Origin of the sequence: Janthinobacterium sp. SUN120, from assembly GCF_030397735.1 — a bacterium.
GTDB lineage: Bacteria > Pseudomonadota > Gammaproteobacteria > Burkholderiales > Burkholderiaceae_D > Janthinobacterium > Janthinobacterium kumbetense.
Genome location: NZ_JAPUBW010000001.1, coordinates 945,770 through 958,177, shown reverse-complemented (window position 1 = coordinate 958,177; position 12,408 = coordinate 945,770). Strand labels below are relative to the sequence as shown.

Annotated in this window: 14 protein-coding genes; 5 read left to right on the top strand and 9 right to left on the bottom strand. The window is 58.4% G+C overall.

Annotated elements, in window-relative coordinates:
- Positions 1-107: 107 nt before the first annotated feature.
- Positions 108-1,016, bottom strand: coding sequence for a LysR family transcriptional regulator (locus O0879_RS04300; protein WP_289914858.1), 909 nt, complete (start codon positions 1,014-1,016; stop codon positions 108-110).
- A gap of 101 nt (positions 1,017-1,117) precedes the next feature.
- Between O0879_RS04300 and O0879_RS04295 the strand changes: the two genes are divergently transcribed.
- Together O0879_RS04295 and O0879_RS04290 are read left to right on the top strand one after the other, a co-directional pair.
- Positions 1,118-2,572: an amidase gene (locus tag O0879_RS04295; protein WP_289914854.1), complete on the top strand. Its 1,455-nt coding sequence runs from the start codon at positions 1,118-1,120 to the stop codon at positions 2,570-2,572.
- 480 nt (positions 2,573-3,052) lie between these two features.
- Positions 3,053-3,331: a DUF3892 domain-containing protein gene (locus O0879_RS04290; protein ID WP_289914852.1), complete on the top strand. Its 279-nt coding sequence runs from the start codon at positions 3,053-3,055 to the stop codon at positions 3,329-3,331.
- 176 nt (positions 3,332-3,507) lie between these two features.
- On the opposite strand, the gene O0879_RS04285 is transcribed toward O0879_RS04290, so the two are convergent.
- Complete coding sequence (locus tag O0879_RS04285) at positions 3,508-3,930, bottom strand: DUF2061 domain-containing protein (RefSeq protein ID WP_289914850.1); 423 nt, start codon at positions 3,928-3,930, stop codon at positions 3,508-3,510.
- A gap of 164 nt (positions 3,931-4,094) precedes the next feature.
- Complete coding sequence (locus tag O0879_RS04280; RefSeq protein ID WP_289914848.1) at positions 4,095-4,493, bottom strand: nuclear transport factor 2 family protein; 399 nt, start codon at positions 4,491-4,493, stop codon at positions 4,095-4,097.
- Between the two features lie 93 nt (positions 4,494-4,586).
- On the opposite strand from O0879_RS04280, the gene O0879_RS04275 reads away from it, so the two are divergent.
- Entirely contained in the window at positions 4,587-5,171 is a 585-nt protein-coding gene (locus O0879_RS04275; RefSeq protein WP_289914845.1) for a TetR family transcriptional regulator, read from the top strand.
- 36 nt (positions 5,172-5,207) lie between these two features.
- On the opposite strand, the gene O0879_RS04270 is transcribed toward O0879_RS04275, so the two are convergent.
- Together O0879_RS04270 and O0879_RS04265 are read right to left on the bottom strand one after the other, a co-directional pair.
- Positions 5,208-6,566, bottom strand: a complete 1,359-nt coding sequence (locus tag O0879_RS04270; RefSeq protein WP_289914841.1) for a glycosyl hydrolase family 18 protein — start codon at positions 6,564-6,566, stop codon at positions 5,208-5,210.
- A gap of 264 nt (positions 6,567-6,830) precedes the next feature.
- Complete coding sequence (locus O0879_RS04265) at positions 6,831-8,408, bottom strand: PA domain protein (protein WP_289914839.1); 1,578 nt, start codon at positions 8,406-8,408, stop codon at positions 6,831-6,833.
- 115 nt (positions 8,409-8,523) lie between these two features.
- Here O0879_RS04265 and O0879_RS04260 point away from each other — a divergent pair, with 115 nt between their 5' ends.
- Entirely contained in the window at positions 8,524-8,862 is a 339-nt protein-coding gene (locus O0879_RS04260; protein WP_289914837.1) for an NAD(P)H-binding protein, read from the top strand.
- Positions 8,863-8,920: 58 nt separating this feature from the next.
- On the top strand, positions 8,921-9,100 hold the full coding sequence (locus O0879_RS04255; protein ID WP_289914835.1) for a hypothetical protein: 180 nt from the start codon (positions 8,921-8,923) through the stop codon (positions 9,098-9,100).
- 246 nt (positions 9,101-9,346) lie between these two features.
- Here O0879_RS04255 and O0879_RS04250 read toward each other — a convergent pair whose 3' ends face one another.
- The 4 genes from O0879_RS04250 to O0879_RS04235 form a co-directional block, all read right to left on the bottom strand.
- Positions 9,347-9,958: a hypothetical protein gene (locus O0879_RS04250; protein ID WP_289914831.1), complete on the bottom strand. Its 612-nt coding sequence runs from the start codon at positions 9,956-9,958 to the stop codon at positions 9,347-9,349.
- A gap of 71 nt (positions 9,959-10,029) precedes the next feature.
- The gene (locus O0879_RS04245) at positions 10,030-10,746 is read right to left on the bottom strand and encodes a hypothetical protein (protein WP_289914830.1); all 717 of its coding nucleotides are present in this window, start codon (positions 10,744-10,746) and stop codon (positions 10,030-10,032) included.
- A gap of 247 nt (positions 10,747-10,993) precedes the next feature.
- Complete coding sequence (locus O0879_RS04240; RefSeq protein WP_289914828.1) at positions 10,994-11,407, bottom strand: MerR family transcriptional regulator; 414 nt, start codon at positions 11,405-11,407, stop codon at positions 10,994-10,996.
- Positions 11,407-12,216: a type 1 glutamine amidotransferase domain-containing protein gene (locus O0879_RS04235; protein WP_289904962.1), complete on the bottom strand. Its 810-nt coding sequence runs from the start codon at positions 12,214-12,216 to the stop codon at positions 11,407-11,409. The genes O0879_RS04240 and O0879_RS04235 overlap by 1 nt, the downstream gene beginning before the upstream one ends.
- Positions 12,217-12,408 lie beyond the last annotated feature (192 nt).

The window sequence follows — 12,408 nt, the reverse complement described above, 5'->3', positions numbered from 1 at the left end:
GTAAAATGGGCCAGCGAGGCAGTGCAGCAATCTTCATACGAATTAATAGCTAACTTAGTTAGTAATAAAACGAGACAGTATACGGCCTGATGCTCTTTGTCAATGGTTCAAGCGGGCTTTTCGTTCCACGCCATGATGCGCTCGCGCAGCCAGCGGTGCGCCGGGTCCAGGTGCATGCGCTCGTGCCACACCATCGCCATCTCGTAATCGGGCAGGGTGACGGGCGGCTCCCACGTGCGCAGGTCGCCCAGGGCGTTTTTCAGCAGGCGCGACGGCAGCAGGGCCACCATGTCGGACGCGGCCAGCAGGGGAGGGACGATGAGGAAATGCGGCACGGACAGCACCACCTTGCGCGTCCGGCCCAGCGTTTCGAGCGCCGTATCGACGTTGCTGCGGAAACCGCCGCCATTGGGCGAGACGACGATGAATTCCAGCGCGCAGAACCGCTCGAGGTCGGGCGGCGCCTGCAGCAGCGGGTGGTCGCGGCGGCCCGCCAGCACATAATGTTCGGTGAACAGGGTGCGGTGGCGCAAGCCGGGCGGCGCTTCTTCCTGCGCCAAAAAGCCCAGGTCGACCTGGCCGTTTTCCAGCGCGTGCGCCATGCGCGCCGGCACGGCTTCGAAGACGGCCATGCGCGACAGGGGCGCCTGCGCGCGCAGGGACGGCAGCATGGGCAGCAAAATCGCATACTCGGTGGCGTCGGCCGCCGCCAGATTCCAGCGCACTTCGGCCGTGGCCGGGTCGAACGCCTGTTCCGGCTGCAAGACTTGCTCCAACTGGGCCAGCACGGCTTGCAGCGGCGCGAACAGGGCCAGCGCCCGCGCCGTGGGCAGCATGCCGCGCGGGCCGGGCAACAGCAGCGGATCGTCGAAGGCGGCGCGCAGCTTGCCCAGCTGGACGCTGACGGACGGCTGGCTCAGGTGCAGCCGCGCCGCCGCCCGCGTGACGTTGCGTTCAATCAACAGGGCGTTCAGGGTCAGCAGCAGGTTCAAGTCCAGCTTGTGCAAATTGTTCATGACTATACCTCGTATATCAACTATTCATTTCCACTATGATAGCGCAAGCCCTAGAGTAGTTCCTGTGATATCCACTCTTCATCCATTACAGGAATAAACTGATGCAACTCCATGAATATACAAGCTTTGATGGTCTTGGACTGGCCCAGCTGCTGCGCGACGGCGACGTCTCGGCTGCCGAATTGCACGACGCGGCCGCGCGCGCCTGCGCCGCCGTCAACCCGCTGATCAATGCCGTGGTCGAGCTGTGGCCGGCGGATTTGACTGCCATCGACAGCACACTCAGCACTGCGCCGTTCGCCGGCGTGCCCTTCCTGATCAAGGACGTGGCCGTCACGATGGCGGGCCGCCGCAGCGAAGCGGGCAGCCGCCTGGGCGCCGGCCATGTCGCCGCATTTGACTCCCACCTGATGACGCAGTTCCGCGCAGCCGGCCTGGCGACGTTCGGCCGCACGAGCACGCCGGAAATGGCGTTTGCCACCACCACGGAACCCGTGCTCTACGGCGCCACGCGCAATCCCTGGAACCTGTCCTTGAGCGCGGGCGGCTCCAGCGGCGGCGCGGCGGCGGCCGTGGCGGCCGGCATCGTGCCGCTGGCCCATGCGACGGATGCGGCCGGTTCCATCCGCGTACCGGCCGCCTCGACGGGCCTGTTCGGCCTGAAACCAAGCCGTGGCCGGGTCTCGAACGGCCCCGCCATGGACGAGATCTTCAGCGGCCTGGGCGTGCAGCTGGGCGTGAGCCGCACCGTGCGCGACAGCGCCGCCTTGCTCGATGCCGTGCAGGGCGTGATGGCAGGCGAACCGTATGTGACGAATCCACCCGGCCACAGCTGGCTGTCGCAGGTAGGCGTGGCGCCGGGCAAGCTGCGCATCGGCGTGCAGCGCGCCGCCTGCAATGGCGCCCGGCCCGCGCCCGCCGTCGAAGCCGCGCTGGACGCCACCGTGCGCCTGCTGGAAAGCCTGGGCCACCACGTGGAAGAAGTCTCGCCCGCGCTGGGCGTGTCGTGGGAAGCGTTCGTGCACGCGAATGCCGGCATCTGGTGCGCCAACCTGGTGCCGTGGATCGATGGCCTGGCGCGCGAAAGCGGGCGCGCCGTGTCGCTGGACACCCTGGAAGCGGCGACCCTGGCTTGCTACCGCCATGGGCAGACGGTGTCGGCGGTCGATTTCGTGGCGGCCCTCGACGTGCGCAACACGGTCACGCGCCACGCGGGCGCCTTGTTCGGCCAGTACGACGTGCTGCTGACGCCCACCTTGCCGGATATGCCGTGGCAACTGGGCCGCTATGGCGAAAAGGAGGACCAGCTTGACGGTGTTGGCTGGACTGCGCGCCTGTTCGAGCATTCGCCGTACACGCCGCTGGCGAACGTGGCGGGCTTGCCGGCCATGTCCGTGCCGCTGGGTATGTCAAATGAGGGTGTGCCGATCGGCATGCAATTCATGGCCGGCTACGCCAAGGATGGCGTGCTGCTGCGCCTGGCGGGCCAGCTGGAGCGGGCGGCGCCGTGGGTGCAGCAGCGGCCGCCCGTGTGGGCAGGGAATTTTTCAAACTAAGCTACGTTTCACAGTGAAATAATTGAAGACGCGAACGTTCTGCTTTCACTGTACGAATAATCAGTAAAAAATACTTCTTAACTGTTGTCATATAGAGACAGAAGAGTCTTGGTCGCTCAATAAGAAATATTAAAAAGTAAATGTGATTTATTTACGTATGCACTATGAAAGGTCATGATTTGGGAAAAGTCAAGAAGTATGAGTGCCAAATGGACAAGAAAAATAAATAGACGCCTACTTGGACTCAAGCAAGGAAAAGCCTACAATTAGGGCTATGTAAGAATAATTTACTAGATGTAGTAGGTTCTTGCAGAGTGAAGGGATACGTGTGAAGACGCATCCCTTCCATGAAGATGTACCCGTTAGGATATGCTTCGACTCATAAGTAAGTTTATCTAGCCAATATTGGTTGTCAAGAACCGATATGGTGTTACGGGATAGTAAAAATGCAAATTTTACAACTCCTTAAAGGAACACATCATGGCAAGCTATCAAATTAGTTGCATTAACCTTTCCCATACAAATGGCCGTCACGAGCACATCACGCATGTAGGAGGCCCGGCTTTGAATCGTCGACTTACTGTGGCGGAAATCGTGACATTTATTAAGAATAAAACAGATGAGTTTTATGTATTAGACGCCCGCGGAAACATGGCTTGGGTCGGCGTAGTGGAAGCCAATCCTCCCCATATCCGAACTTATGCAGATAGAGTCTGGACTGATAATCTTCTATCCTTAACAACTTGTCAGCTCAGGTAGTTTCAAGCGAGGCTCGCAGGCGCGAGCCTTTCACACATAAAATACCTGTCGGTCCCAATTTTGGCATATACCACTGTCAGGTGGATTGAGAAAAAATCCATATGTATCAATTCATTTGGCGCTGCTACTAAACTCACAAGTAAGAAGTAGCTTACTGAGATACCTGATTATTGGGTTTACAGGGCGGCGAGGCGGGCCGCGCCGCGGTTTTCCAGGCGAAAGCGGGCTTTTTCCCACAGCCGGTCGTGGAAGGGCAGGACGATCACATTGCAGATCGGCTCGACCACGGCCAGCAAACCGCCGAAGGCCATGGACCCCGTGGCCCAGTACATGACGCCGAAGGCCACGCCCATGTGCAGGGTCGTCTGGCTGAGTTTTTCGCCGGCCAGGGCGGCAATGCCCAGGCGGCTGGCGGCGTAGCGGCGGCGAATCGCGTGCCAGGCTTTTTCATGCCACGGCAACAGGGCAACGTTGATGATCGGTTCGATGATCGCGGCCAAGCCACCGAGTGCCAGAGACCCCGTCAGCAAGTAGGCGAGGCCGAAGGCGATCGACATGTGCGTGCAGACCTGGCTGAATGTTTTGATGGCTGTGAACAAGGGATGCTCCTTTCTGTTGAATTCGCTTATCCTTGATTTAGATAGTAACGATTCTCATTTACAAAAGGAAGTAAAATATTTCAACCGAACCCATAGATTGAGGCTATGGTTTGAGAAATATCAATTGCCCCTGCTGCGCACACCTCCCGCAGCCGCCATGGCCGTCAGCGTATCGCCGTCGCCTGCGACCACACGGCTTGCCACCGCCCAGCGCGCCGCTCATAGCTATCGATATGCCAGTAGCGCGCGCGGGGCACGGCCTGGCCGGCGAAATGGATTTCAAGCTGGGCCTGGTAGCGCAGCACGGCAGCATCGCCATGCACGCGCACGGCGATCTCGCCCGGTTCCCAGCTCAGATAGCGGATGTGGCCCGCCGCGATGGCGCCCAGGTATTCTTCCCGGGACAGCAAGCTACCGATGGGCGTGACCAGCTGAAAATCGTCGGCGTGCAGGGTGCGCGCCAGCGCCACGTCGCCGTCGACCAGCGCGCGCAGGCGGCCGCGTTCGATGTCGCGCAATTGGTCCTGCATGGCCGCCTCGGAGCCAGGGTGCTGTTCTTGCATGATTCCATCCTTCGCTGTGGGGGATTGGCACTTTGACGTAATTTGTCCAAAAGCCATGTTGACACTATATATATAAAATGTCAATATGCCAGCATGTCACCCCACACCCTCAAGACCCAGCGCATACTCGACGCGGCCCTGGCCGTGTTTTGCCGCTATGGCTACCGCAAGACCTCGATGCTCGACATCGCGCAGGCGGCCGATATGTCGCGCGCCGCGCTGTACCTGCACTTCAAGAACAAGGAAGACGTGTTCCGCGCCGGGTCCGAACGGGCCCATGCTACCGTCATGGCGCAAGTGGCAGCGGCGCTGGCCGAACCCGGCCCCGTCTTCACGCGCATCGAAACGGCGCTGCTGGCATTCCAGCAAGGCGTGATGGCGGAAATTTCCGCCAGCGCCCATGGGCAGGAATTGTTCGACGCCAATATGACCCTGGCCGCCGACATCACCTTGACGGCGCGGGCAACACTGGTGGCGTCGCTGGCCGGCGCGCTGGAACAGGCCGAAGCGGCGGGCGATATTGCGCTGCGCCGGGTGGACGCGACCGCCGCGCAGGTGGCCGGTTTGCTGGTGGCCACCATGGATGGCATCAAGCATGCGCAAGGAGGAGGGGAGGCGTTGCGCCAGGGCGTGGCGCTGCACATGCGCTTGCTGGGTGCGGCGCTGCTGCGCATGTGAGCGGCCAAGCTCGCATGCGCAGTCGGGCCTGGGCTCTTACGGCAGGGTCTTCAGCACATTCTTCGTCGGCACGGAGAAATTATAGTTGTCGTGGCGGTCCCAGTTGATCGACCACGTCATCACGCCGCGGAAGTCCGGATACGCCTGCAGCGGCTTGATGGTGCCGCAATTAAGCAGGCGCGTCAGGCAATTCAGGGCATTGCTGACGTCGGCATTCGTCGTAAAGCCCGAACCGGCCGAGCTGCGCCCCGACGGCACGCCGAAGCCCACCTGGTCTGGACGCAGGCCGGCGAAGGTATTGCCGCCATAATTGAACCCCTCGATCAGCATGCGCGCCGTGGCCACCAGCTGGTCGGCCGAGCCAGCCTTGATGGCGCCCGTGGCGTACGGCGTGTAGATGTCGCCATTGTTGTAGTACTGCGGGTGCAGCACCGTCAGCTCGCTGCGCAAGGCGTTGATGATGGGAATGTAGGCGCCCCAGATGCTGCCATAGCTCGTGTATCCCCCTTCCACATACACCCACTCGGGCGCCATCGACAGGTAAAAGCTGCTGCCGACCTTGGTTTTCAGGTTTTTCACGGCGATCGGCAGATAGGTCTGGATGGCCGCGCCTTGCGCCACGCCGTTTTCCAGGTCCAGGTCGATGCCGTCGAAACCATATTTCGTGATGATGGCGTACAGGCTGTTGGTGAAATTCGTCGCTTCGGCCGTGTTGCCGACGGAAACGGAACCGTTTTGCCCGCCCAGCGACAGGATGACTTTCTTGCCCTTGGCCCGCTTGGCCGCCACGTCGGCGATGAATTGCGCTTCCGTGCCCGCACCCGGATCGATGGTCAGGCTGACATTGCCGCCGCCCGCGTTGTCGCCGAACGAAACGACGATCACGTCCCAGTCATCGCTGACCTGGCTGATCGGATACGTGGCGCCGCTGGGGTTGGTGAAGTTGTGCCAGTAGCCGATCAGCGCGTGCTTGGCCAGGCCGGTGGGCGTAGGCGTAGGCGTAGGTGTTGGAGTCGGGGTAGGTGTCGGCGTCGGTGTCGGAGTGGGAGTCGGCGTAGGCGTCGGAGTAGGCGTAGGTGTCGGAGTAGGAGTAGGGGTAGGTGTCGGCGTGCCGCAGTCTCCCACCGCCGTCCAGGGCTGGCCGCTGCCGGCGCCGCCGCTGCTGGTCGACGGGTTATTTCCTTGCGTCCACCAGTTAGCCGTGTAATTGACGTAGTTGTAACTGGCCTGGCCGCCGCCATTGTAGGCAGTGCCGCTATTCCACGGCGTGTAGCAGGCCACTGCTGCGGTCGCGCCGGCCAGCAACTGGCTTGCGCCCCCGCTGGATCCGTCGCCGCTGCCGCCGCCGCAGGCCGCCAGAGTGCCGCCGAAGAGGGTAAGGATGAGGGTATTCATGACTGTCCGGTTCACTTGCATCTCCTTGTGTATTTTTTAGCATGGCCGGGCGGCTGGACACCGTCCGATTTTTCAGAGTGCAAGCATTGCAGGTGGTAGTCAACTGGTTTTGTTCTTTGCGCAAGATCACAATACCAGTTGCGGCATTACCCCAGGAGATGGGCAATGCGGGCCATACCAGTGCCTGTTTTCCAGTGCGCTGGTATGGTGTCCGGAATGGCGCCGGGAGCAGGGAGGGGAAGGGAGGTGAACGCCAGGCAAGGTCTATGGCATCGTTTCCTTGCGCAAATCGGCATACGGCACGCGCGACAGGTCCAGCAGCATTTGCGTCAAGGCCACGGTCTGGCGCTGCATCAGCCGGTAATCCACCCGGGTCACGCTGTCGATGCCATAGTAGAGCAAATAGGTCGGTTGCGTGATGTAATACACCGTGGGAATGCGCTGCGCCTCCCATAAATACCGGCCTGCGCCAGGCCAGGCGGCATTCTTCGGATCGCCATCGCCCGCAGGACTGGAGGCTGGCAGCACGAACGCGGGCGCCGCATCGGCCTGCTTCAGCATGGCGTAGGAGGCGTCCATCAGGGCAGGCGTGCGCGGCGAAAACACGGCGGCCGGCTCGAACCTGCCCGTGAGGCGCAAGTAACCATTGCTGTCAGACAGCACTTCCAGCGCGCCCAGGTTCCCGATGGTGAGCATCGTGGCGATACCTTGCATCAAGCCATCGTCCTGGTGGCGATCCATAAACTGCTTCATGCCCACGCCGCCCGCGAAATGGCCGCTCGTCAACAGCAGCATGACGCTGCGCGGCAAGCTGTCCTGCGGCAGGCGCGCCAGGTACTGGGCCATGTCGACAATGGCGTTCGGTCCATTGTCTTCCAGCGCGTTCGTGCCATCCGTGTGGCTGCCCAGCACCATCAATTCCGCGGACTTGCCGGGGATGATGCCGACCAGGTTGCGCGTCTGCACCTGGCGCACAGTGGCAGCCATGGTCAGCCGCAAGACAGGCGCCGTGCCCGCCAGCACGCTTTCGCGCAGGCGCCGACCCCGGTCACGGTCGATAAACATGCCGGGCAGCTGGCGCACTTTGCCGTCGTAAGGCGCATACAAGCCATTCATCGACATGGGCGGCGTATCGAGAATGACGATCACGCCCGCCGCACCGGCCGCCTGCAGGCTGTCCAGCAGGGAGATGAACGGCCCCAGCATCTGGAACTGGCGCGCATACGGCGTGTCCGGCTCCATGGCGTGGTCCGGATCGTGGACATGCACGGCGGACCGATGGAAAACCTTGCCCGTCCACGCCACGGCGGGCATGTCGACGAGCACCAGCTTGCCGGCGAGGCTGGCATCGGGACTGGCCCCCGGCGCCAGATAGGCGATGCGCCCCGTAATGCCGGACGGCGGCGTCACGCCCGAATACGGAATGTAGCCAGCCGTGGGCAGCACGCCAGACCTGTCGTCGTGGACAACTTCCAGGCCCCAGTCTTCCGGCTGCACCGACCATTGCCGGAAACTGACCGGTTCAAAGCGCAGTTGTTTGACACCGGCGCGCGCCAGGCGTTCATGCAGGACGTCGATATATGCTTCATGCCGGGGCGAACCCGTGGCGCGCAGGCGGCGTTCGTCCAGGTCGACTTGCCAGTCCACCAGTTGTTTTCTGGACAGGAATTGCGTGGCATCGACCGTCACGGCAGCCGACGGCGGCAGGGCGCGCGCAGGCCAGGGTCCAGGCTTGCTGGCACAGCCGCACAAGGCGGCCGCGATGGCCAGCGCGCCGGCAAAGGACAGGAAGCGCCGGCAAGGCGGTAAAAGCAACGCCGTGCGTGCAGGCTGCTGGGTCATACGGATCTTGAGACTTCTCATGCAAAATAGTCGGCAAACGCCTGATTTCATTGATATTGTAGGTATTGGAGATACTTCTCACGGACGGCAATTTACCACGAGACAAGGCGCCGGGTTGGCACGCCTCACCGGATTCCATGTCCTGGTTCACGCCAATCTGCTGGGCGACGGCATGGAAGACCAGGCCAACAGCATCATTGCCGCCATGCGGGCCTCCGGTGTTGAACGCCTGGTTTTCATCCTGTCGATGGGCATCTACGGTGAGTTCCCGGCACATTCGGCAAATAAGATAGCGCCGCTGGCACAACACCCAAAACCATTCCGCCGCGCCGCCGACGCCATCGAAGCACCGGGCTTCGCATACATGATCGTGCGTCCAGCCTGGATGACGAACGAAGACGAAGTCGACTACGAACGGACGACGCACGCGCCATTAGAAGAGTGGCAGACCTGATCGCCAACATCATCGCAGCGCCAGACTTGCACCTGCACGCGAATCTGGGAATCTGGACGTGAACAAACCGCACATGGACGGGGACAAGCCGTATTTCATGCAGCTCGTTCAAGCGCGGCGGCGCAGCATCAGCGACAGCGGCGCGCAGAGGGGGAAAATCGCATTTGCGATTGGGGAACTGGCAAACTGGAGGTTTTCTCAAATCCATCCACAATTTCGCATAATTTATATTATGTAAAATTGATGGTGAGGCGTGGGAGGTACTTTTGGTACTTAGTAATACGCCGACGGTTTGGTCTCAAAAAGATCAACTTGCTGTCGAAATGTCGATATTTTGATTGCCAAGAATGCTGTCGGCATACTCGACAGCATCTCAACGTCCACCGCCTACCTCAGCCCCCTCAAAGATTTTGCCGTTCCGCCCGCTTGTGCCGCTGGTCTTTTCGAGACGCCTTACTATCGGCCTAAATGTGCAGACTTGGCTTCAGGATATCCGACGCTCGACCATCCGCCGTACGCAATCTTCAACTGCTTCAAGGCCAACCTGAAAACCGTTAAACGATGCAAATAGTGGCGCAACTGCGGCAGCGACGTGGGGAGCCAATGCAGAATGTGGGGTATCAAGAGGGATTTCCACGAACGAATTGGCATGCAAAGTATTCGAGACTCCAGAAGCACCAAAGAAGAATTGATTTGGATTAGCCCAAGCGTGAAGGCTACGTCCTTCCAACCCCGACCATTTAAAAGCAAATCCTGCCTTTTCACTTTGATCCCATCCAGTCGCTCTAGCTATGCTAATCCCCACTGCCAATACCTCCGCCACTCGATAAACCATAAGCAATACATCTAGCGCTGTACCTGGCGTTATTCTGCTTGGCACTAAATCATCTTGCATTACTCTTCGCAAAAATAATTCACCAACTGGGTCAATTCGCATAAATTCAAAATTCGCAGACCAATCATTTATGTCGTTAATGAATGTTTGCCAAGCCCCATCAACTACCATCGGGCGGTCGCTAGTCCTCTGGAAACCTCGAGTATCCATCCAAACTGGCCAACCTGTGTATTGCGGATTGGCCGAGGCGACGGTATTCATGAATTCTTGAGTCGGTAAGCTATCTGCTTTTTTGGGATGTAAGACAAGTCCAACACTCATGGTTAGAAACGTTAATGCGATGCTTCTTCTTCGCTTAATGGAGCTTTGCTGAGAACTTTCTCAAATGATTCATCGCCTTTTCTGATTACGGACAACGCTCGATTTTTAAGGTTATCTTCGTTAAAATTCCGTCCCATCAGAAAATTAGCAAGGTTAGAAGCATCTGCTGATGCCAACTGTCTTCGGAAGAATCTTCCAATGTCTGCTTCGCGGTTGTCGAAACAGATTTCTAGGATGGAGGATAAATCTCGAGGCGACATTTTTGCACTGCTGGGTACGCCATTAGCATTTAGTGTGCGGAAATAGATATCACCAACTGCTAGAAGATATTTTCCTTCGCCCCCTTTAAGGTCGCTTTTCACCGACGATGGGACCTTGACGCCCTCTGGAATAACGATAATTGGATGTATCTGATTGAAAAAAGCTCTCAGCTCAACCAAAATCTCAAAAGGTTCATTTGCATACCTTGATACTAGTTCTTGGATTTTATCGAGATGAAATAGTTGCGCTGCCGGTACTTCGTATGGGTAGTTGTCTGGCCGAAGCGTATCATTATCTAAGCCAATAACCAAAAACCCCCCGTTACGATTCCTAATCGCGAAAACCCCTTTAACTATCTTTGCGATGCCCTCAGGAGCACGCGGATCGATCCAAGTTTTCACTTCGACATTTAGGCTTTCTGATGGATGCTCTAACAGACGATCAATTTGATCTTTTCGCACAGTCACGTTGCACTCTCCATTCGTATGATTTGCTGTATGAAGTAATTACTTAGGATAACAGGTTACAACAGGACTTTGGCCAATCAGCACCGACTAATAACTGCTGGCGTAGACGCCGCTCTATCCACTTCATACTTGCTCCAGTCCTTGAACTGGGCAAGCGGCACCCTCCCCCTGATCTGTCTGCGAATACGCAGCGCTCGCAACTGCCCATCGGCAAACGCGGGCAATTCCCGCGAAACCGGCCTGCTTGCTAATTCTTACCGACGATGCCCATGCTTTCCATGACCCTGGCAGCATTGTCCTTGCAGTCCACATCCTCCGGTTTTGCATCGATCAATTGAATCAACGACAAAAGATGGGCCTTGTTTTGCGCCAGGCGTACTTCCAGCGATTCGATATCGGCTATCTTCTTCTTGAGCGCAGCCATCAATTCATCATGTTTCCATGATGAACTGTCCTCTGGCAAGACTTGCTTGATTTCGTCGAGGGAAAAGCCCGCCTGCTGCGCGTCGCTGATGATGGACAGTACCGCCACCGCTTCCAGCGGATAGTCGCGGTAGCCGTTCGATTGGCGGCTCACGGCTTTCAACAAGCCCTTGGATTCGTAGAAGCGTATCGTGGACGCCGCCAAGCCGCTGCGCTTGGCCAATTCGCCAATTTTCATTATTTTTCCCGCTGAAGTTGTAGTTTGTTATTCCGTAAAGCCTTGAGCAGAGCTTGCGCCACTTCCTTGCTGGAACCAGGGTTCTGGCCGGTGACGAGGCGGCCGTCCGTCAGCACGAAGCTGCCAAACGGGAAAAAGCCTTTGGCATACAGCGCCCCTTTGCTCTCTACCTCGCTTTGCAAAAGGTAGGGAACCTGGTCCTTAATGCCGGCAAGCGATTCTTCCAAGTTGGAAAATCCTGTCACGCTGCGCCCTTTTATCAGTGGCTCGCCCTTCTCGTCCTCCAGATCCAGCAAGCCAGCGGCGCCATGGCACACGGAGGAAACGACGCCGCCGTTGCGGTAGATGGCCTCGGCAATGCGCTTGAGGTCCTTGTTGCCCTTGAAATCCCACATCGTTCCATGGCCGCCCGTGTAGAAAACAGCCCCATAGGCAGCGGGATCGATGTCGGCCGCAGCTTTTGTCGATTGCAGCAATGCCATGAAAGCAGGATCACTCAGGTGACTTTTTGCTGCCTCATCCATGTACAGCCATCCCTGGCTGCGTTCATCCAGCGGCACCACGCCGCCGCTGGGACTGACGAAGTCGATGCCATACCCGGCTTCCTTCAGCACATCATACACATGCGTCAATTCCGTGAGCCACAGCCCCGTATGGTCGTTTCTGCTCGGATATCGGGAATGATTGGTCATGACTATCAACACTTTTTCCATGGCCGGATCGCGCATGGGGGACACCGGTTCAGCAGCAACCATCTGCAGGAACAGCAAGGGCATGACAGCCAGGAGCAGTTTCTTGAAAACAGACATGGGATCGTCCTCCGAATAGTTGAGTAGTCTGGGCCATGTCCGCCGAACACAGCGTGATCAACTATAAGCTTAAAGCCAACTTGAATGTCAAGCGGCAGATCGGCTGCCACGGGATTTTTGTGGTTCAAGGGGAGCGGCCCTTCTTCAAACCAGTGTCCCGAACGCGACAGTGCGATTTTTTTTCATTTCAGG